Origin of the sequence: Acidaminococcus sp. AM05-11 (assembly GCF_003472805.1) — a bacterium.
GTDB lineage: Bacteria > Bacillota > Negativicutes > Acidaminococcales > Acidaminococcaceae > Acidaminococcus > Acidaminococcus hominis.
In genome coordinates this window covers 1-19,090 of sequence record NZ_QRMX01000008.1, presented here as the reverse complement: position 1 = coordinate 19,090, position 19,090 = coordinate 1, and the positions used below count along the sequence as shown (strand labels likewise).

The following is a 19,090-nucleotide window of genomic DNA, read 5'->3' as shown; positions in this document are numbered from 1 at the left end:
TCGGTTGCCTTAGAATATTTGATACAATTACACGATTATCCCCCTAAACTCTTGAACGATGCACCCTGGGGTGCAAAGTAAAATGCACCCCGCAAGTTATCATTTAAGCGATTTTAAAAGAATCATACTATTTCCTTATTCCCAAAATCAGATAGCTTAACCAGGTACTTTTCCGAATAAAATATTTGCTAAATATATATGAAAGCACCACTGATAAAACAAAGCATACAATAAAGCTCAACATATACAAATGAAGTTTACTCCATAAAATAATGCGAAACGGTATTTTAATAATGTCGCTTAATATATAGATATCCATAGAAAATAAACCAAGCTGAATCAGCCCATTGCGGAATATACCTGACTTTCCATCAACCCATTGGGAAAAGCGCAAACATAGTATTATGCCAGTAATAGATGTCAAAATTCGAAATATTGAATTTCCCCCATATAAAATTGAACAGATATTAACGACTGCAAATGCAAGACTTGCAATTAGGAGTACAGGCATTTTCAAGCCTACAATAAAATTTGGATAATCACGTCGAGCATAAATCCCTAAAAAAACGTACAGCATATTTGATGTCACTATTGGTAATAGAGGAGTAGTAACCGCTAAAAGCGATAAAATCGTCAATCCTAATTTAGATATCCGATATCCCGTAAAGCCAGCAACCATTGTAATAACAAACAATGCATATAAAAACCAAAGTTCTCCATCCGGATTAATGCCGATAATAATTTTCCATATTTGACTAAAGTCATAGGGTCTGTTTGCAAAAGATGACAATAAATATTTCATCGGTGCATAGCACAGACCTACAAATAAATATGGAACCAATAATCTGTGAAATCTTTTTTTCAAGCTGGCAGTTATGGTTTCCCCTTTTGCAATAATTTGTCTTCTTGAAATCAGATAACCAGAAATAAAAAAGAACAACGGCATATGAAAACTATAAATTACTGAATGAAGTATGCGCATATATGAACTGGAAATTCCAGTTGGTGCAGTAGCATCAGGAATACAATGACCCACTACTACCAAAATAATTGCAATTCCTTTAGCTATATCCAAATAATTTAGTCTTGTCTGTCTGTCTGTCTGTCTGTCTGTCTGTTAAAAGCGTGCTTCCGCTCATAGCATATGTCAAGTCTTTTCTGTCATTAACTTTATGTTTTCCGTTAATAAAATATTACCATAGAATGGGTATGTGCGGTACCCTGAACACGCAAAAACCGCTCTGCATTTCCATCCTGCAAAGCGGCTTCTTTTATGCCTTGATTTCCGTACCATCTTTAAAGACCACGGTGATGTCCTCTTTATTTTTTACTACTATTTTATCGACCAGTAAACACCAGAGTGACTGGTCAAATTCGGTGAGCAGGCTATCCCGACCTTTCAGTTCCTGAATGAACCGTCCAAGCTGCTCATTCCGATCCTGGCGGTTTTCAATCTTCTCACACAGTTGTTCGTACTCAATTTTCATTGCATCATAGCGGCTGATGATGTCATCATACTGTTTTTGGTACTCTTCCTGGTTCTGCGCCACCCGTGCATTCTGTTCCACAGCATTCTGGGCCATTTCCACCAGGATGCCGATTTCCTTCTGCATGGCATCTCGTTTGGCTAGAAGGTCTCCGTTGTCACAGATCACCTGCCTAGCATCCTCGATGGTTTGGATGATCTCATCCTTCTCTGTAATCATCTTGTTCATTGCCCGGACGAAGTACATCTTGATTTCCTCTTCCGTCAGATGTGGTGTCCTGCATCCAGTCTTGTTGCGGAACTTGTTGTTGCACTGATAAATGATCCTGCGGTACTTGTCATTGGAGTGCCAGACCTTCGCACCGTACCATCCTCCGCATTCAGCACACTGGATTTTGGTGGAAAAGATGCTGGTACCACTAAAGTACTTCCGTGCTTTATTTCTACGTTTCAGTTCCGCTTGCACCATTTCAAAGGTCTGAGGTTCAATAATGGCTTCATGGTCATGCTCTACATAGTATTGGGGGACTTCTCCTTCGTTGATTTTCGTTTTCTTTGTAAGAAAATCAACCGTATAGCTTTTTTGTAGAAGTGCATCTCCCTTGTACTTTTCGTTTTGAAGGATACTGTAAACCGTACGTGCACTCCATTTGGATTTTCCTCCTGGGGTTTTGAGTCCTCGTTTTGTTAGTTGCTTGGCAATAGTTGTTGTTCCCAAGCCTTCTAGGAAAAGCCTGTAGATGAGCTTGATCGTTGTTGCTTCTTCTGGTACAACTACTAGCCCACCGTTCGGTCCTTTCTTGTATCCGAGGAAACGGCTGTAAGCAACGCTGACTTTGCCATCGGCAAACCGCTTCCGATGACCCCAGGTGACATTTTCTGAAATACTCCGGCTTTCTTCTTGGGCCAGGGAACTCATGATCGTCAGGAGCAACTCTCCCTTGCTGTCAAAAGTCCAGATGTTTTCCTTTTCAAAGTAGCACTCTATCTTGTGTTCTTTTAATTTCCGAATAGTAGAAAGGCTATCGACGGTATTTCTGGCAAAGCGGCTGACAGACTTTGTAATGATCAGGTCAATTTTTCCTTCCAGAGCATCATTGACCATTCGCTTGAATCCATCACGATGGCGGGTATTTGTACCAGAGATTCCTTCATCCGTATAGATACCTACAAATTCCCAGTCATCCCGCCCTTTGATATAGTTTGTATAATAATCGACCTGGGCTTCATAGCTGGTAATCTGATCATCGTGGTCTGTTGAAACCCGTGCGTACCCTGCTACTTTCCTTTTCTTCCGACTATTTATCGGAGATGATGTATAACGGCTGATTGTTGCCGGAATCGCTCTTACTGTTTTTTCCATCGATTATCCTCTCTCTTCCATTCTTCTTTCAGCGCAAGCATTATTTTTTTAGCCTCTGGGTCCTTGCGTTTTGCATATTGCATGATTTCATGCATATAAGCCCGATACGCTTCGCTATGACGGGTTCCCCGTTTTCTTTCTCTATATTGCCTGGTTTCCATATGGCCATCTTTAAAATGGAATGTTATCTCTCCATTCAGGACAACTGCTTTTTCAAGGGATTCATCCATTTTTTCCTCATTGAAAGTGTCCAGTCCCAGCACAGAAGCAGTTAGCTTTTTCATAGTACTGTCTTTGATGGCTTCATTACCACATATACCAGCACACCGCCAGTACCGTTCCTTTTTTCCATCAGAATATGTAGTTTGTTGGCTCCTGTAATTTTCCCCACATTTCCCGCATTTGATAAACCCCGTGAACTCATTGAATATCTTTCGATTGGGATTTGTGCTTTTTAGCTTATGTCTTTCTCCCCATTCCTTCCGGCGTTCACTAGTCCATGCGTCCTTCCGGGCAGTAGAAACCCATTGCCGTGTAATCTGCTCTCCATTTTTCATATGAAACACCATAACATGTGGCTCAGTGACTACAATTTTATCCACATGATTCAGAAAGATTTTTTCATCAAATTTGGAAAGCCCCAGAACTTCTGTGCATTCTTTAATAAGGACTTTCTGTGGGATAGCTCCCTTAGAACGGCAGGTTCTTCCTCTCTCTTTATGGGAAATACAGGTCCAGCAATCCTTATTTTTCCGTTTACTGCGAATATGCACAAAACTCTTCCCGCAGATTCCACACCTGATTTTGGTGGTAAAACAGCAGGTATCGATGGACCAGTTTGCTAAAGCCCCCAGTTCCCGCCGTCTTTCCCTTTCTTCCTGTACCTTTTTATAGGTTTCCATGGGGATAATGGCCTCATGTGTATTTTCCACAAAATATTGTGAGAGTTCTCCATGATTGATTTTGGTTTTTCCGGTGATGGGGTCTGCCAAATAGGCTTTCTGGAACAATAGATTACCGGTGTAAGTAATATTCTCTAAAATTCTCCGGACGGCCGAATTCCCGAAATGTTTCCCATTAAAGGATTTGATTCCCATTTCTTCCAGCTGCTTTTCCGTACTCTCGGCTGATAGGCCCTTCAAAAAGTTATCATAAATGAGCCTTACGATGGCTGCTTCTTTCGGTTCAACAACAAGTTGGTCATCGTTCCAGCGGTAACCGTAAATTCGGAATCGTCCATTGGGAATCCCTTTTGCAAACCGCTTCCGGGTTGCCCATTTGACATTTTCGCTGATGGAACGGCTCTCTTCCTGGGCAAAGGATGCCAGGATGGAAAGCATCAGTTCGCCGTCACCCGTAAGGGAGCGGATATGCTCTTTCTCGAACCGCACTTCTATACCCAGGTCTTTCAAATGCCGCACTGTCGTTAAAAGGTCTACCGTGTTCCTGGCAAAGCGCTGGATGGACTTTGTAAGGATAATGTCAATCTTTCCTGCTTCACAGTCTGCCAGCATCTGCTTGAATCCTTTTCGCTTGTCGATGGTTGTTCCGCTGATGCCGTCGTCTGCATAGACACCGGCAAATTCCCATTCCGGGTTTTTCTGGATCAGGCCGTTATAGTAGCTGATCTGGGCTGACAGAGAATGGTTCATCCGTTCCGACTCCACGGAGACTCTGGCATAGGCTGCCACTTTTTTTCTCCGCACGATAGTCGGCATGGGCCGGCTGACCCGCGTGATTTTTTTCATTGTATCAACTCCTTTTGCTACTATTACTCACTCTGAACCGGATTTATAGCAAGTCAATATCTGCCAATAATGGGCCGATCACAGGAGAATATTTATTCCGAATCTGCCGCTCAGCTTTTCCGTATTCAGCTTTTGTAATCAGGCCCTCCTGGAGCATTCCTCTGATGAAATGCATGGCGGCCAGGTACATCTTCTCCTGCTTCAACTGCTTAGCGTCCATCCTGGCCACCTCCGAACCTGTCTTTTACATAGCAAGTGTGGGAGCAGTATTTGCGCTGCCCATTCCCGTAGACGGTGAATGTCTTGTGGCAGCAAGGGCATTCCATCTTTCGTACGATTCTATGGTTCACCTTGTCCCGATGGCTGTTCCACCAGGCCATCCGGCAGGTATCGGAGCAGAACTTCTTCTCCTTCCGTTTGTCGTTCTGCTCAATAGGCTGACCGCATTGCAGGCAGTGATGGGCTTGTTCTGTTTCCGGCTCCTTGGGGGATAAAGGGTGTCTGCGGCAGTAGGATTTGACGGTATTCTCCGACATGCCTGTTTCTTTGGCGATTTTCCGATACCCGACTCCCTGGAGCCGCAGTTCTCGAATCTGTGCTTTCTGTATATCGTTCATGAATAAACACCTCCTGCTTACTAGCCACGGCAGGAGGTGCTTTCTGACGGTTTCGTTCAATCTTTCTGATAAAACTCACATTCATACCCATCCGCCCGGAGGATCAGACCTTCCGCCCAGGGTGGGGTCCTTGCCATCTGCTGGCAGATGGCATCCACGCTTACGTCCTTGCGGCACTCGATGATCAGTTCATCGTGGACGTGGCCTACAATAGCACAGTGCCGCAGGGTCTGCATGGCATAGCAAAGAATATCCCTGGCCGTTCCCTGGACGATATTTTCCACGAACTTGGGCCCATAACTTTCCAGCCGCTCCCACTTCTTGGTGGCTCCGATGCCTTCATAGGTCACGGATTCCCCACCGAATTTATTCTCCCCAATCCGAGGCTTCACGTAGGAAAGCTGCCGGCCACTGGGGAGCTCTATGAATAGCATGCCGCTCTGGCAGAGGAACCGGATGTTATTCACCCAGACGGGGATCCGCTGCTTGATGGCAGTTTTCACGGCCCCATCCACCTGCCACCAGAAATCCACAATGTGAGGATTGGCGGCTCTCCAAGACTGGACCAAAGGCCCCAGTTCCTCTTCCGGGATTCCCATCTCAATGGCCCCCATTGCCTTCAAAGCGCCAACCGAACCTCCGTATCCACAGTTGTGCACCAGGCAGTCCGATACGGTAAAACGGTGATGGGGTCCGGCATTGAGGATGTCGTAGACCCTGGCCCGGGCAGGCGGATCTCCATACCGTATCACGATTGATGAGCACAATCTTCGAAGGTGGTACCCATTCTCCGCCGCTGTCCGAAACAGGACGGGTTCCTTCTTTTCCTCTACATAAACCGGGTGATCCGGGGTAGCCAGGAGACCTGCATACCGCATCACCTCTCTTTCGCCTCTGTAGACCACCCCATCATGGTGGACCCAGTTCTCTCCATCCCAAACCCGGTCTTCCGTGGTCATATTTTCAATGGGAATGAGGCCATGATCTGTAAGGACAAGCTGCCCTTCCGCGATACAGGCCAGTTCCGCGATTTTCCCCTTCTGGCGCAACTCCCCGTTCACTCCGTGTTTCACCACGGGCACTCCAAACATCTGGCTGGCCGTTGAGCAGTAGATGTCCTTCCCGGCTGCAAAGGCTGCGGCTTTCCACTTTTCCCCGGCCATCCAGGAAATGACCCTTGCCTCAATGGCCGAGAAGTCCGAGACCACAAACTTCATGCCCTCACGGGGCACAAAGGCGGTCCGAATCAGCTGGGACAGCACATCCGGCACAGAATCGTAGAGCAGCTCCAGGGCCTCGTAGTTTCCTTGCCGCACCAGATCCCGGGCTTCTGAAAGGTCCGGCAGATGGTTCTGAGGAAGATTTTGCAATTGTATGTGCCGCCCCGCAAACCGTCCAGTACGGTTCGCCCCATAGAACTGGAACATGCCCCGGGCCCGGCCATCCTGACAGGCAGTCATTTCCATGGCCTGGTACTTCTTCACCGAGGACTTGGCCAGCTTCTGCCGGAGCTGCAGCACACTGCGGAGAGGCTCCTGGGCAGTTTTCAATAATTCTTTCACCTCCTTTTTCCCCAGGGAGTCCGACTTTAGACCACGGGCTTCCAGCCAGCCCAGCATCTGGAGGACGGAGTTGGGATTCTCCAGTCCGGTCTTTTCCTTTAGAGCGGTCATCAGGCTCTCCCGGCTTTTGGCATCCATGGCCACCGCCTGCCGGGCCAGCTCCAGATCAATAGCGATTCCCCGGTCGTTGATTTCCTGGTCCTGATGGTATTCCTCCCACACCTGGTCTGGGACAGGATACTTTTGCAGCCTTTCCTGGATGGCCATTTCCACTTCCACATCCCGCTTGTTGTAGCTCTTGAAGAGATTCCATTTATCCGGGGCATGGCTTGGAAGGTTCCGGGTCCTGCCCCCGTTGGTCTTAGTTTCCTTGCAGGGCACGCAAAAGTAACGGATCAGGTCCCGCCCTTCCTTCATTTTCTGGTTGTCCAGGTTCAGCACCGCTCCCACTCCCTCCAGGGAAAGGGGCAGCCCCATATAGGCAGACCACACCATGGAACACTTCCAGCCGGCCGGGTTCAGGAACCGTGCACAGTCCTTAGAAAGCGAGTGCCGGTCATGGAAGGGATCCAGGCTCCTCCCCAGATCCGTGAGATACCGGGACAGACACGCCCGTTCGAAATTGGCATTGAAGGCCCACTTAGTGATGGAGTCATCGGTTAGCACATCCAGAATCTCTTCCGGAATGGTTTCCCCCCGGGCCAGATCGACCACTTGTACCTCTCCCCCATCCACCGCATAGCCAAACAGGAGGATAGCAAAATCCGGGGACTCGGCGTACTTATACACCCCACACTTGGCCAGGTTCACATCGCTGTAGGTTTCAATATCGATACTGATGGTTTTCATACGTTTCACCTCGAGAAAAGCGGCGAAGCACAAGGCCCCGCCGCCACCATTTACCACATCTTATTTCCGAAAGGATTCCATTTGTTTGCGATGATATTCTGCTTCCCGTTCTTCCCGATTCCGGGCCGCAATTTCATCCCGCTGGTCCTTTTTGATATCCGTGTAGATCATGGCCACAAAGAAGCCGCCAACACACAGGGCAACCAGACAGTACAGACAATCCAGAATCAATTTCAAAACATTTTCCATTATTGTTCCTCCTTAGTCCAGGAAATCATCATCGTCTGCCGTAGCAAAGTCGTCTTCTGCCCGGGGTTTTCCGCCCAGAGGTTCCCCATCACGAATCTTCTGCAGGTTGTTCAGGCCGCAGGCAATGCCCTTGTTGCCGTTGGAGTTGAAGGCGTAGAAGTTGATGGAGGCTCTTCCATAGACCCCGCTGTACACTTCAGACCGTTCCAGAATCTGCTGGCAGGAAGAATCTACGATGCCGGGCTTTGTGGCAGAATTGGCATTAATGAAGTAGCTGTCCTTGTAGGTATCATCCCCAGGCCGTTCCAGATCTCCGTCACGGAGCGGGTTCTTGATGGTTTCCAGCTTCGGCACGATGCGGCCGTTTCCTTTGAGCTTGCCCTGCCCTTCCTCATAGGCTGCTTGGATAGCCGCTTTCACCTTTTCCACGGTCTTCGTATCAGACTTGGGGATGATGAGGCTCACGCTGTACTTGGGGGTTCCTCCGTTGATGGATTTGGGTTCCCAGACGTTGGCGTAGGACCAGCGGGTATTTGCTCCGGTAATGACTTTGCAAGGGTTTACATAATGTTTCATTGTTCGTTCCTCCTTAATTTTCACTACTAAAATCTTCTGCCGCGGTATGCATAGCCGGGCGTTTGTCCGATTCCGGTACCAAGACCGGTTTGCCTTGGGGCTTTTCAATGAGGCCGGACAGAAGTTCATCAAACCTCCGTTTCCCCAGAAGGCGGGTCAGGGCCGTGATGCCCATGAGTTTCTTTTCGTAGGGAGAGTATCCGGCTTCTTCCACTTTGGCGGCTACCGCATCGTCATCTACATAACGGCGATTGGAGCGCCCTTCCACCAGTTTCCAGCCAGCCCATGCCTTGCCGGAAAGAGCCTGCTGCAAGGCATATTCCTTAATATCTCCCACCCAGGCTACGAGGTCATCGGCCTTTTCCAGCACTGCTTCCACTTCTGCGTCACAGAGAGTAGATGGCATGGCGAAGTCGTACCTGGCAAGTTCCAGGTTATACTCTGCCCGTTTCCGGCAGGTGGCCCTGATCTTACAGAACCGGCAGTGCTCACCGGCTTTGTACTCCCCTTCTCCTTTAGCCGCCAGAGCAGCCGTGGGTTTGAGGACTTTCTCCGCCCAATCGATGAGAGCAGCCTTGCTCATTTCGTAGGTGCTGACATTATCCCGCCTTGGCTGGAAGATGGTCATGGAGACTCTTTGGATATTGTAAATCCCGTCAAAAAGATCCAGGGCCCCCAGGGCATAACACATCATCTGGGGATTTTTCTCTGCGCTGACTTCCACACCAAGTCCGTGCTTGTAGTCGATGACGGTCAGGGTATCATCCGCCACAATGACACAGTCTCCTGTACCGAATCCGTCCGGCACCCATTTCGAGAAGTCCAACCGCTGTTCTACAAGGACGATGGGATCCTTGCACTCTTTCTTTGCTTCCGCAAGCCTCTCCATAACGAATTGAGCATAGTCGTCCGTGCATTCAGCCATTTCCTCGCTATAATAGTCGAGGGTCCCCGTAGGGTTCTGTGCCTTCCTGCCCAGGGCTTTCTTCACCTTGTATTCGCAGAGAGTATGGGCATCCGTACCCTCCCGGGCAAAGTCGTTTGTGGTGTCCGGCCGCTTCGCACACTCCAAAGCGGAAGGCGGGCAGGCCAGCCAGCGGTAGCTGGACGAGGCGGAAAGAATCGCATGCTGCTTATCCGGCATGGCTGATCCCCTCCAATTCCTTCATGAAGGCTTCGTAGTCTTCCGGCTTTACACTGGAGAGTTTTTCCGCCCCATATTTTTCGATGAGGGCTTTCACTTCTGCCGTGAATCCCTGGCGGGACTTGTCAGCCGCCGCTTTCCGGACTTCTTCAAAGGAAAGGGCCTTCCGCTCCGGAACCACCTTTTCCGGTTCTGCTGTTCTATTGTTCATCTCGTTTTCCAGAGCTTCTACAATCCGCAGCAAGGTCTTTGTGCAATTGGCCATTTCGTTCGCCAGATTTTCAAGATTGTCCTTCGTCACCTTAGTTTCCTCCTTCGTTAAGTTCTCTGATTGCCAGTTCCTCTACAGAGTCACCTGGTACGATGATGGTTACTTTTTCTTTCCCGCCCAGCAGGAACCGTAGGATCCGTTCCCGCACGGACACAGACCGCACGGCAGCAATATGTCCATTACCCTTTGCCGCTGAAACGCTGATGCTTACTCTTTGCTTCATGGCTTTTCCTCCTTTCTGAGGGTTAGTATCGTTTTCCCCTTCCACTCTTTAGCCTTGGGAGAGTGGATTTTCTGACGGTTTCCAAAAAACTTTAAAATTTTTTTCTGGCATATAAAAAGCCGGTATGAAAAGCTACTATGGCTCCCATACCGGCTAAGGTTTGTTATGATCGAGTTAGAGACAAAAAAATAAGAGGACCGTCACTTGGACGTTCCTCTTGCATCCTATATTCCTTAAGGCGGAATTCCTACTCCGCTTACTCTGCTTATTTAAAAAACAGGAAATAGATGATTGCCAGTATCACGACTGCCGTAATAATCATCGGCCACTTTACTCTTTTATTGAGCCGATGATGTGCATAAACGGCCCACGGTTCCCGATTCCCTTTCACATAGGCCTTTTCTCCAATATTCATTAAAATAAGTGCCGCTTTGTTTACCGTTATATTAAGCGAAGTAAAATATTCTCCAGCTCTTGTACGTAATTTTAGGATTTCTTCTTTATCTGCGGGATTTCTTTCAATCATTTCTTGCAAGTCTTTCTTATCCATCCCTGCAAAAAATAATTCCAATGCGGTACATGTGACATAATATCCCATATACTCACTTAGATCGATTTCTCTTTCTGTCCACTTTTCCATAAAAGCATCCCTTCCATATTCAGCAATCGGAAGCAGCCTCAAAAGAGGCTGCTATTCTTACTGCTCAATCAGCTTCTGGAGCTTTTCCACGTACATCATCCTGATAGCCCCCAACAAATGGCCCCAGTACTTCAGACCAATATCCGGATGGGTCTTCCGATATTCTTTTACATGGCTGTTTTTCTTCAAGGCGTCCTGGTTCACCTGTTTGTCGTGGGGATCTTTTCCTGCATCGTAGGTTTCCATGAAAAATTCAAGGGCTTCCGGGTCCACGCACCATTCCTGGGCGAAGCTGTCGATGATGGCCTTTGCTTTGGCCCGCACCCGGTCGTTCATTACATCCACGAAGCTCTGGTTCACAAAGGCTGCCGGATTGTCCCGGTATTCCTGCCAGATTTCTTCCAGGATCTGGGCTCTGGCCGGATTGGTCTTCCGAAACCGTTCGATTTCTTCGGCGATTTCCTGGAAAATCTTCTGGTTTTTGGCACTGTCCGCAATCATCAGGGCCGATTCATCGGGCCGGGTGGCTTCCATCAGTTTCAGGATGTAGTCCTCGTCGATCTGGTCCCGGTGCCAGCAGCGCAGTTGGTAGTTGACGGCGATGTTGATCTCTTCATCCCCGCCATCATCCCGGTCCTTCTTCAGTTCTTCTTTCACGTTGTTGAACTTGCCGCTGTACCCTTCGATGATTTCTTCACAGATCTGATAATCCCGCTCCAGGTCCCGGTCTTGGAATTCGGAATACACCTGGATATCCCCGTAGGCATCGTCAAAATCCCGGAAAGCCTTCAAAAAGGCGATTTTCTGCTTTTTCGTCAGTCCATCCACCGCTTCCGGGCTGGCAGCTGCCTGGCGGAGTTTCCCCAGGGCTTCCCGGAATTTCTTTTCCGCTTCTTCCCAGTCGGGAGCCTGGACAAAGCTGCCGCCCCCGGCGGAATACAGTTTCATGGCTTCATCCACCGCCCGTTTGAAATGGGCCGGCACCTGGAAGGTGACGATCTGCCCGAACCGTTTCTGGCTGTCAAAGAGCCGGTTGGTCCGGGAAAAGGCCTGGATGATCCCGTAGGACCGCATGGGCTTCCGGTCGATAAACAGGGTGGAAAGGCAGGGCGCATCGAACCCGGTAAGCAGCCGGTCTACCACAATCACCAGGTCCAGCTGGGCTTCCCGCACCTGGTACTGGGTCTTCTTCCGGGCCAGACGGTCGTTTACATTGGCGTTGTAGGCGTTCAGCTGGTCCAGGCCGAACTGGGTACCGAACATCTCGTTGTAATCCTGCAGGGATTCCTTCATCCGGTCCTGGTTCACCGTGCTGTTGTCCTCATTTTCCGTAACGGAATAGGTAATGGCCACTTTGGGGAAATCCGCCAGTTTCCGTTTGATGGAGCTGCTTACCTCCAGCCCCGGCACTTCTCCGGCCTTCACCTTCTGGAACAGCTGGTAATACCTCTGGGCCTGCTGGATGGAACTGGTGGTGAGAATGGCGGTGAAGTTGTTCCCCTTCCCCCGGTCCAGTCCCAACTTGCCGCTGGAACGGTTGATGATGAAATCCACCACCTGGCGCATGTGCCCTTCGTCCTCGTAGGCGGCATCCAGGATTTTCTCCCGGAGCAGGGCCTTTTCCACGCTGAACCCGTCCTGGTCTTCTTCCCAGCCGGTTACATGGTTCTCCCGGGCCAGTTCTTCCATGTCGAAGGTATTGTGGTATTCCACCTGGAACCCCAGCACAGCCCCGTCGTGGAGGGCTTCTTTGATGGTGTACCGGTGGAGGCACTTGCCGTACTGTTCCTGGGTGGTCTTGGGCAGATTCCCGGCGCTGTTCTTGGCATCCTGTTCAAAAATCGGGGTGCCGGTGAACCCATACCACAGGGGCCGGGTAAAATACTGGTCCAGCTGAGCCTGGGCTGCCGGGGATACCGCCCGGTGACATTCATCCACTACAAACACCAGCCGGAGCTTGTGGAGCTTTTCGTATTTGTCGCACCCTTCCGGGTACCGCTTCATAACAATCTGGAGCTTCTGGATGGTGGTGACGATCACATCCCCGCCTTTGGCCTGGAGCTTCCTGACCAGGTCCCCGGTGTTGTCCGTTTCGTTCACATCGATGGTGTCATACTGGGCATAGGCCTGGAAAGCCCCGGTGGTCTGGTTGTCCAGGTCCTTCCGGTCCACCACGAAGATCACCTTGTCCACACTGGGGATCTGGGTCAGGTAATGGGCCGTTTTGTAGGAAGTGAGGGTCTTGCCGCTCCCGGTGGTGTGCCAGATGAAGCCAGACTGGGTGCCCCCGTCCGTATAGGGATTCACGGCGTTTTTCACCGCTTCGATGGCGTGGATCTGGTAGGGCCGGAGCAGGATGATGGCCTTCCGTTCACTGTCCAACACCGTATACTGGGACACCATCCGATGGGCCGCGGGAATGGACAATACCTCCCGGGCAAAGGACAGATAGTCGGTCTGGGGCTGGTTCTTGTCATCCAGCCACAGGGACAGAAACTGGGGATTCAGACTGCTTTCCGCAGCGGCCGCAATGTACCGGGTATCCGTCCCGTTGGATACCACGAACATCTGGAGGGTGGAAAAAATATCCCGGAACACTCCTTCTTTCAGGTATTTCTTAATCTGGTTGAAGGCCTCCATATAGGGATGGGCCCGGTTCTTCAGTTCGATGTGGATCATGGGCAGCCCGTTGATGAGGAGGGTCACGTCTCCCCGGCGGTTCCGGTCCAGAGCCTCCCTCCGGGGGAACTGGATCTGGTGCACCGCTTCGTACACCGAAGAACCCCCGGCAATATCCACCCGTTTGAACACCACCGGGTGGATGGTGCCCAGGCTGGCGTCTTCCCGCTGGATATCCACCCGGGCCACCCCGTTTTCGCCCAGCATCCACTTGGCCCCGTCGTAAAAGGTGGGGAATCGGAGCTGGTTCTGCACCTGGAGGAATTCCCCATCGGTGAGGGGATGGGCGTCAAACAGCTCCTTGTTGTTGTTCACCAGGATACGCCGGAAATTGTCCCACAGGTCCTGGATGGTGTGGAGGTCCTCCCGGAGGGTCCACTGGGACTGCTGTTCCGTCAGCTGCCGGAGCAGGTGCTGCTCCATGCTTTCTTCCGATTCATAGGAAGTCATAAGGTTTCCCCCTTATACAAACAGATTTTGCAGCAGGAATTTTTTTACTGCCTGGAAACATTCCAAATTATATTGGTAAAGGGTGATGAGGGTATCTAAATTATCAAAGACATCACCAATCTTTTTTTGCTCGTCTTTTGTTGGAACTAATATATCTAACGTTTCAAAATCATTGGGGCTTACCGCCATTCGTTCGTATACCGTACCTTGTTGATATCGAAGTGCGTTCTTGATAAAACTCTCTCTTGTCACAAATCTCTCAACAAACGATGGTAAAGCCATTTCTTCTCGAACATCATATGTTACATAAATAGGACTGAAAACAGCGTTTCCATATTTATTGCGAGCAATAGCGCCAAATTTTAAATTTGCCGGATTATAGACAATATCATTTAGCCTAGTCTCTTTATAGCTTTTCTCCTTTTTATCACCGACAACCAGTTGCTCCCGTTCGTAACGTTCTGTCTTTGGCGTTACGCCATTTTTAACAGTAAATGACACAAGAGGAAACTCATCACTTTGCTTACGTAAAATACTCCGTTCTATTAAAACATTACCCAACTTACTCTGTTCCCATTCCCCCGTAAATCCCTTGAACCGGATTTTCGGGACCTTTTCCCCTTTGGCCGGGAACAGGTTCTGGAGAAAATAAGCTTTCAGCTTTTTCAGCTGGTCCAGTTTCTGCCGGTGGAGGGTGAGAAGGTGGTCGAGCTGTGAAAAGCATCTGCTTATTTTGCGTTGCTCTTCAAGTATCGGATAGCTAAGCCCAATTTGAGCAAGATCATCATTATGAAGATGAACAATAGATTTTCCTTGAGCCCTTCGTGCCATATCTAAGTGTGGCTCGCCATTCGATATACTGATTGCCAAAAAGGTAGAATCAATCTTTTTATTCGGATGAATAATATTTAAGTCGCTTCCCAGCAATATCCCTGGCTTTTCAACAACGGAAGCTATTGAAATGTCTTCAGCAGTTTCTCCTGAAGCAGGGACGATGACCTCTCCACCCTTGCTATAGATAGAATCAGTTTTATCTTCAACAAATGTATCCACATCTTTTATAACAGTTTCGTATTTTGTATAAAGACGACCATATAAGATTATTGGCGTGCCAGATTCTCTTAAATCTGACTTTGAATAACCTATTCCTTTGGAAAATATGGCAAGTTCCGACAACTTCCGCTGTTCCCAATCGCTCGTAAACCCCTTGAACCGTACCACCGGAACCTTCTTCATTTCTTTTTTCATCATCCCATCTCCTTACTGAAACAGGTGAAGCAGGTCCTGGAGGTCTTTGGCCTTTTTAGGGTCGTCGGTGGTCAGCTCTTCCATCATATCCGCCAGTTCTTTTTCCGCAGCCTGAATCTGGTGGTTGGTGGCAGCCATTTCCCGGTTCACTTCTCCCAGATCGATTTCCGGTTCTGGTTCGGAGGTATCCACATACCGAGGGATGTTCAGGTTAAAGTCGTTTTCCTGGATTTCTTCAAAGGAGGCCACATGGGCGAATTTGTCCACGTCCTTCCGGTCGGTGTAGGCCTGAAACAGCTTCTGGATGTTGGCCTGGGTCAGGGTGTTCTTGGCCTTGCCTTTTTCAAATTCCTGGCTTCCGTCGATGAACAGCACATCCCGGCCGGGACGGTCTTTTTTCAGCACCATGATGATGGTGGGGATGCCGGTGGAATAGAAGATCCCTGCCGGAAGGCCGATCACTGCATAGATGTACCCTTTTTCCAGCAGCTTCTGGCGGATCTTCCCTTCCGCAGCCCCCCGGAACAGTACCCCGTGGGGCAGGACGATACCCATGGTGCCGGTATCTTTCAGATGGTACAGGCCGTGGAGCAAAAAGGCATAGTCGGCCTTGGATTTGGGAGCCAGCACCCCATAATCGGAAAACCGGGGGTCACTTTCGAACCCCTTGTCTGCACTCCAGTGCTGGGAATAGGGCGGGTTCATCATGACCCCGTCGAAATTCGTCACTTCATCACTGGGCCAATCCCGGTCCAAGGTGTCCGCATTCCGCAGATGCTGGTTGGTGGCAGCGATCCCGTGGATGATCATGTTCATCCGGGCCAGGTTGTAGGTGGAGGTTTTGATTTCCTGTCCGTAATAGGTAATGGAATCCACATCCTGGATATAATGACGCACATTCAGCAGCAGGGACCCGGACCCCATGGCCGGATCGTAGGCGCTGAAGCCCTTTTTGGCTTCCTGGCCCCAGGTCACAATGTGGGTCAGCAGCTGGGAAACCGATTGGGGCGTATAGAATTCTCCTGCCTTCTGGCCCATATCTGAAGCAAAAGTGCCGATCAGATATTCATAAGCATCCCCCAGCACATCCCCGCTGTGGCTGTCCAGGTTCAAGGGAGCCAGGGCCGTCATCACCTGGGCGATCATGTCATTCCGCTTCTGGGGGGTGGACCCCAGCTTGGTGGAATACAGGTCCACATCGTCGAACAGATGGCCCAGAAGGTCCGGATTGGACTGTTCAATGTCCCGGAAGGCCTGGTTCAGATTTTCCAGCTGGAAGGTCTGCTTCCGGATGGAATCCATCAAAGCGGCAAAGGTAAAATCCGGTTTGATTTCATAATCCATGTTCATGGTTTCCATCAGGTCTTCGTGGAATTCTTCCGCATCGTAATATTTTTTATACACCCCCTGACGGGCCTCTTCCGTGGCCACATCCTGTGCTTCCACTTCCCCGGCATCCACCAGGGCATTGGCAGCCGCTTCCAGGGTCTTGTCGGACAAATGCTTGTAAAAAATAAGGCCCAGAGCATAGTTCATATAGTCCGCTGCCCCCATGGTCTGGCGCATCACGTTGGCAGAATCCCACAGAACCTGTTCCAGGCTTTTTTCGTCAGTGCTCATCGTTGTGAATCTCCTTTAGGATAATTTGGCGTGCTTGTTTGTGATATTTTTATTGTATCACAGAATCAGGGCCTCTTTTTCGTTAATTTTATTATACCCCACCCCCTGTCCAAAAAGGCGGACAAAAAAGACGTCAGACTGGCCCTTGGGGCCGCATCTGACGTCTTACAAGAGCCCTGCCGGGCGGCCAGGGAAGGGCTTCCCTGCGGGCAGCCCCTACCACGTTGGGGTCAGAGATGCAACAGAAAATCAGAGAAACGGGGTTGTCAAAAAATCCGTTCCTGTGACCGTTAGATCGAGCGTTCGATTACAACGGCGTAAAAGCGAGCCGATGTCCCGCCCTTCCCGGCCGCCGCTTTTCACCCTGCCGCCTCTTCAATCCGTTTCAGCATGGCTACAGCATTTTCTTCACTGGCCTCTGTAGGATACAGTGCGCTTCGGCTCAAATCCCGTTTGTACTGGAGCAGGGCATCCAGGTTCAGATCAAAGGATGCATCTTCCGGGAAATCCGTATCCACAGCCATGGGGAGATAGACGGTCACCGCTTTTTTCTGTCCGATCCGGTAAGCCCGGTCCGTGGCCTGGTCTTCTTTGGCCGGGTTCCAGCAGCGGCTGAGATGGATCACATGATTGGCTCCGATGATGTTCAGCCCCACACCGGCAGCCTCCGGAGACAGCAGCAGCACCTGGAACCCTGGTGCCCGATTGAACTGATCCACCATTTTCTGCCGGGCCACAGCCTGTGTGGTCCCGTTAATGGGAGGCTGCATCTGGATTTTGTAGATTTGTTCCAGAAAAGTCCGGAGCAGCAGCTGAATTTTCCGGCTTTCCACAAAGATCAGGGCTTTTTCCCCTTTCTCTCTCACTTCATCCAGGATTTTCCTTGTCCGCATCAGTCTGGCAGAGGAGCCAAAGAAATGCTCCGGATCACCCAAAGTATATTTCTTTACATTCCCGCCGGCTCCAAGACTGGGACAGAGAGAAATATCCCGGAGCCGGGCAATGGCCTGGAGCATGGTGATGGATTTATCTCCCTGCCCTTCCCGTGCTTCCCGGACTACTTCCCCATACAGTTTCCGCTGTTCTTCCGGCATGGAATCCTTGAACCGGAGGATTTCTTTGGCAGGCAGCCCCAGATTTACATCTTCTTTCAGCCGCCGGATAAAACAGGGATCCAGATTCTTCCGCAGCTGGTCACCCAGTTCTTTCAACAGTTTCCCCTTGTTTTCCACATTCTGCAGCTGATGCTGATAATGACTGTTGAAATCTTTCAGAGATTCCAATTTGCCTGGTTCCACAAAATCCATGATGGTCCACAGATCCGTCCAGGAATTTTCCACAGGAGTCCCTGTCAGTGCCAGTCCAAAATCGCAGTTCATGGCCCGTGCCGCAACAGAAGTCCGGGTGGCCGGATTCTTGATTTTCTGGGCTTCATCCAGGATCATGACACTCCAGGCCACCCGTCCAAAAGAAAGCTGCAGTTCCCGAAGGGTTTCATAGGTGGTCAGAATCAGATGGTTCCGACTGTAATCAATCCGATTTTCCCGGTCCTGAAAATCCAACATGGAAACTTCTTTCAGATTGGGGTCCGGGGGCCGAAAATAACAGCGGCTCCCGTCCGGATTCCTGGCCCAGTGTTTCTTCAGTTCGCTCCCATACATGGGCACAATTCCATCAAACAACCCTTCTGCCACAAATTTCCTGTACTCTTCCATCCAGTTCTGAAGCAGAGAAACCGGGGCCACAATCAGTACCGATGCCATGTCACTGTTTCCATAGGCTTTTTTCAGGGCTGCCAGGAATCCAAAAGCCTGGAGCGTTTTCCCCAGCCCCATATCATCCGCCAGCAGGACTCCATGACAACCATGTTCCCAACAGACCGCTAACTGCTCCATTCCCACCTGTTGGTGAGGCATGGGACGGATGCCTGGTTTCAGGCCCTGACCCAGGCAATCCCCCAGCCGGTTGGACCCCAGCCGTTTCTCCCGTGCCGCTTTCCGGGAACGATATTCCTGGGAAAGGAAATTCTCCTGGATCTGGAGAGACGCTTCTTTTTTCTTTTCACCAGCGGCTTCCGGTTCCTGGTTCTGTTTCTCTTGCTTTTCCCCAGCCTTTGCCTTAAGCTGGTCCACATAGGCCAGAAAACCCGGTGTCAGTTCAACTTCCTGGTCTCCAACAACAATCCGCTTTTCTCCCCGGTCCAGAGCATCGCTGACCTTCAGGAACAGTTCGGGATAATCTTTTTCATCCAGTGCAAGGCTGGTATAATTGCCCCCGACCTTGTCCCGGGCAGCAGAAGCTTCCATGCCGGCTCCTTCCGGAGGCAGCCAGTTCCGCCCGGAACTCAGGGAAAAAGGCAAATCTG

At 50.0% G+C, this 19,090-nt stretch carries 16 protein-coding genes; all 16 read right to left on the bottom strand.

Annotated features, from left to right (window positions below; all coding sequences use genetic code 11):
* Positions 1–127 precede the first annotated feature (127 nt).
* Complete coding sequence (locus DW089_RS05980; protein ID WP_118286941.1) at positions 128–1,075, bottom strand: acyltransferase family protein; 948 nt, start codon at positions 1,073–1,075, stop codon at positions 128–130.
* 196 nt (positions 1,076–1,271) lie between these two features.
* Positions 1,272–2,849: a recombinase family protein gene (locus tag DW089_RS05975; protein ID WP_118286940.1), complete on the bottom strand. Its 1,578-nt coding sequence runs from the start codon at positions 2,847–2,849 to the stop codon at positions 1,272–1,274.
* A complete protein-coding gene (locus DW089_RS05970; RefSeq protein WP_118286939.1) occupies positions 2,834–4,597 on the bottom strand; it encodes a recombinase family protein in 1,764 nt (587 codons plus the stop codon). The genes DW089_RS05975 and DW089_RS05970 overlap by 16 nt, the downstream gene beginning before the upstream one ends.
* Positions 4,598–4,640: 43 nt before the next feature.
* A complete protein-coding gene (locus DW089_RS11460; protein WP_199614623.1) occupies positions 4,641–4,817 on the bottom strand; it encodes an SHOCT domain-containing protein in 177 nt (58 codons plus the stop codon).
* Entirely contained in the window at positions 4,807–5,214 is a 408-nt protein-coding gene (locus tag DW089_RS05965) for a DUF2116 family Zn-ribbon domain-containing protein (protein WP_118286938.1), read from the bottom strand. Before DW089_RS05965 ends, DW089_RS11460 begins: the two co-directional genes overlap by 11 nt.
* A gap of 56 nt (positions 5,215–5,270) precedes the next feature.
* Complete coding sequence (locus DW089_RS05960; RefSeq protein ID WP_118286937.1) at positions 5,271–7,625, bottom strand: DNA polymerase; 2,355 nt, start codon at positions 7,623–7,625, stop codon at positions 5,271–5,273.
* 60 nt (positions 7,626–7,685) lie between these two features.
* Entirely contained in the window at positions 7,686–7,874 is a 189-nt protein-coding gene (locus tag DW089_RS05955; protein WP_014128884.1) for a hypothetical protein, read from the bottom strand.
* A 12-nt stretch (positions 7,875–7,886) separates the two neighbouring features.
* Entirely contained in the window at positions 7,887–8,450 is a 564-nt protein-coding gene (locus tag DW089_RS05950; RefSeq protein WP_105325846.1) for a DUF2815 family protein, read from the bottom strand.
* A gap of 13 nt (positions 8,451–8,463) precedes the next feature.
* Positions 8,464–9,594, bottom strand: coding sequence for a DUF2800 domain-containing protein (locus DW089_RS05945; RefSeq protein WP_118286936.1), 1,131 nt, complete (start codon positions 9,592–9,594; stop codon positions 8,464–8,466).
* Positions 9,584–9,895, bottom strand: a complete 312-nt coding sequence (locus tag DW089_RS05940) for an rRNA biogenesis protein rrp5 (protein ID WP_118286935.1) — start codon at positions 9,893–9,895, stop codon at positions 9,584–9,586. Before DW089_RS05940 ends, DW089_RS05945 begins: the two co-directional genes overlap by 11 nt.
* 1 nt (position 9,896) lies before the next feature.
* Complete coding sequence (locus tag DW089_RS05935) at positions 9,897–10,088, bottom strand: hypothetical protein (RefSeq protein WP_118286934.1); 192 nt, start codon at positions 10,086–10,088, stop codon at positions 9,897–9,899.
* A 265-nt stretch (positions 10,089–10,353) separates the two neighbouring features.
* Positions 10,354–10,728 carry a hypothetical protein gene (locus DW089_RS05930; RefSeq protein WP_118286933.1) on the bottom strand — a complete coding sequence of 125 codons (375 nt, stop codon included), beginning with the start codon at positions 10,726–10,728 and terminating at the stop codon, positions 10,354–10,356.
* 57 nt (positions 10,729–10,785) lie between these two features.
* A complete protein-coding gene (locus DW089_RS05925; RefSeq protein ID WP_118286932.1) occupies positions 10,786–13,857 on the bottom strand; it encodes a type I restriction endonuclease subunit R in 3,072 nt (1,023 codons plus the stop codon).
* Positions 13,858–13,869: 12 nt separating this feature from the next.
* Complete coding sequence (locus DW089_RS05920) at positions 13,870–15,105, bottom strand: restriction endonuclease subunit S (RefSeq protein ID WP_118286931.1); 1,236 nt, start codon at positions 15,103–15,105, stop codon at positions 13,870–13,872.
* Between the two features lie 12 nt (positions 15,106–15,117).
* Positions 15,118–16,725, bottom strand: coding sequence for a type I restriction-modification system subunit M (locus DW089_RS05915; RefSeq protein WP_118286930.1), 1,608 nt, complete (start codon positions 16,723–16,725; stop codon positions 15,118–15,120).
* Positions 16,726–17,084: 359 nt separating this feature from the next.
* The coding region (locus tag DW089_RS05910) for a DEAD/DEAH box helicase (protein WP_147351153.1) at positions 17,085–19,090 on the bottom strand (2,006 nt) is incomplete at its 5' end.

Bases quoted from the DNA above. Each gene is read 5' to 3' on its own strand.
- DW089_RS05960 (WP_118286937.1), bottom strand. From the start codon at position 7,625: ATGAAAACCATCAGTATCGATATTGAAACCTACAGCGATGTGAACCTG.
- DW089_RS05935 (WP_118286934.1), bottom strand. From the start codon at position 10,088: ATGAAGCAAAGAGTAAGCATCAGCGTTTCAGCGGCAAAGGGTAATGGA.
- DW089_RS05950 (WP_105325846.1), bottom strand. From the start codon at position 8,450: ATGAAACATTATGTAAACCCTTGCAAAGTCATTACCGGAGCAAATACC.
- DW089_RS05930 (WP_118286933.1), bottom strand. From the start codon at position 10,728: ATGGAAAAGTGGACAGAAAGAGAAATCGATCTAAGTGAGTATATGGGA.
- DW089_RS05945 (WP_118286936.1), bottom strand. From the start codon at position 9,594: ATGCCGGATAAGCAGCATGCGATTCTTTCCGCCTCGTCCAGCTACCGC.
- DW089_RS05920 (WP_118286931.1), bottom strand. From the start codon at position 15,105: ATGAAAAAAGAAATGAAGAAGGTTCCGGTGGTACGGTTCAAGGGGTTT.
- DW089_RS05975 (WP_118286940.1), bottom strand. From the start codon at position 2,849: ATGGAAAAAACAGTAAGAGCGATTCCGGCAACAATCAGCCGTTATACA.
- DW089_RS05970 (WP_118286939.1), bottom strand. From the start codon at position 4,597: ATGAAAAAAATCACGCGGGTCAGCCGGCCCATGCCGACTATCGTGCGG.
- DW089_RS05925 (WP_118286932.1), bottom strand. From the start codon at position 13,857: ATGACTTCCTATGAATCGGAAGAAAGCATGGAGCAGCACCTGCTCCGG.
- DW089_RS11460 (WP_199614623.1), bottom strand. From the start codon at position 4,817: ATGGACGCTAAGCAGTTGAAGCAGGAGAAGATGTACCTGGCCGCCATG.
- DW089_RS05915 (WP_118286930.1), bottom strand. From the start codon at position 16,725: ATGAGCACTGACGAAAAAAGCCTGGAACAGGTTCTGTGGGATTCTGCC.
- DW089_RS05965 (WP_118286938.1), bottom strand. From the start codon at position 5,214: ATGAACGATATACAGAAAGCACAGATTCGAGAACTGCGGCTCCAGGGA.
- DW089_RS05955 (WP_014128884.1), bottom strand. From the start codon at position 7,874: ATGGAAAATGTTTTGAAATTGATTCTGGATTGTCTGTACTGTCTGGTT.